Genomic DNA, 1,348 nt, shown 5'->3' with positions numbered 1-1,348 from the left:
CCATAGGCTATACGCTTAATTACTTTAATGTGATTATTGACGCCTTCAATAGGACCATTGGTAAGTCTAGGTAAAACAAAACTATTTTTTATTTCTGACTTATGTTTCTTAATAGTTTTTAAAGCTTGTCTCATTTCTGGTGGAAGATTCCAAGAAGATGTATCAGTTAATAAATTTAGTAATTGACAACTGTTTTTACGGTACATTTGTAAAAGTAACTGATAATATTCATAGGCTGTCTTCAATTCAGAAGACATATCAAATAAACGATCTAAAACTTCAGAGTCGCTTAATTCTGCGTATTTAAAATTTATCCTTGGATAATATCTATGATAATCAACATCATCTTGATTTTTTAGAAGTAGTTTCCAAAAACGTTTTAAAGCTCGATATTCATGGGTTCCAGCTCCATATTCTTTCATAACCCTAATTCTAATTTTATTCATAGCTGTACATGCCTGTGTAACCACATGAAATTTATCTGCAATAATAAATGCATTAGGGAATAACTCCTTAATCAAACTGCGGTAAGGTGCATATAAGTCAACTGTTATAGTCATTACTGATAATCTAGCTTTGTAACTATATTGAATGAAATAATTCCTAAGGAATTTATTATTTCTTTCTGGAATTATATCTATAATTCGATGATTGACTGCGTTGATTAAACACATACTCATACCACTAGATGAAAATCTTTTACCAGATTTGAAGTCATCTAAGGATAAGTGACTAGGAAGCCAGTTACGATTGACTTTAAAATTATTTTCTACACTCTCTAAAGATCTAATAATTGTGTTTGAAGATGTAAAAGAGTCCGCAGCAATTTCACACATAGGTCTGGATAGACTTAAATCACGTACAAGTTTGGCTTTAACAGCATTAGAAAAATGATCATGATAGTTAGTATCTTTAAATTTAGCTGTCGCAGTCTTCTTGCATTCAGGACACAGATACTTCTGTTTTCTTATAGAAAGCACAAGCTTTTTACCAGCAGAAGAAAGATGAACATTATTAACCACTTTAGTGCCGTTATGTAGCATCAATGCCTTACAATTAGGGCAATACATAGGGTAAGACAAATATAGATGACAGAGCAGAGCCTTACTATTTTTAATAATTTTTTCTTCAATATACGAAGTATATTGATATTTAGGGTCAATATTTAAATTAGGGTCTGTAATTCCAAGTAAAAGTTTGATATTATTATCCATAGAGATGGTGTCCTTTCTTTAATTAGATTGGCGTTGTGGGCCATCTCTTTTATTTTGCCGCAAAAATAGAGAAAATAAAAGAAGGACCGTAATGTAAAAAAATTTACATTATCAGTCCTAAATATTATACAACC

Annotated in this window: 1 protein-coding gene; it reads right to left on the bottom strand. The window is 30.9% G+C overall.

What is annotated here, in order from left to right; all coding sequences use genetic code 11:
- A partial coding sequence (locus tag NOU10_RS09175) for an ISL3 family transposase (RefSeq protein WP_255906658.1) occupies positions 1-1,214 on the bottom strand: 1,214 nt, incomplete at its 3' end.
- Between the last annotated feature and the right edge of the window lie 134 nt (positions 1,215-1,348).

Source organism: Ligilactobacillus sp. MP3, assembly GCF_024436335.1.
GTDB lineage: Bacteria > Bacillota > Bacilli > Lactobacillales > Lactobacillaceae > Ligilactobacillus > Ligilactobacillus salivarius.
This window is presented reverse-complemented; position numbering and strand designations above follow the sequence as displayed.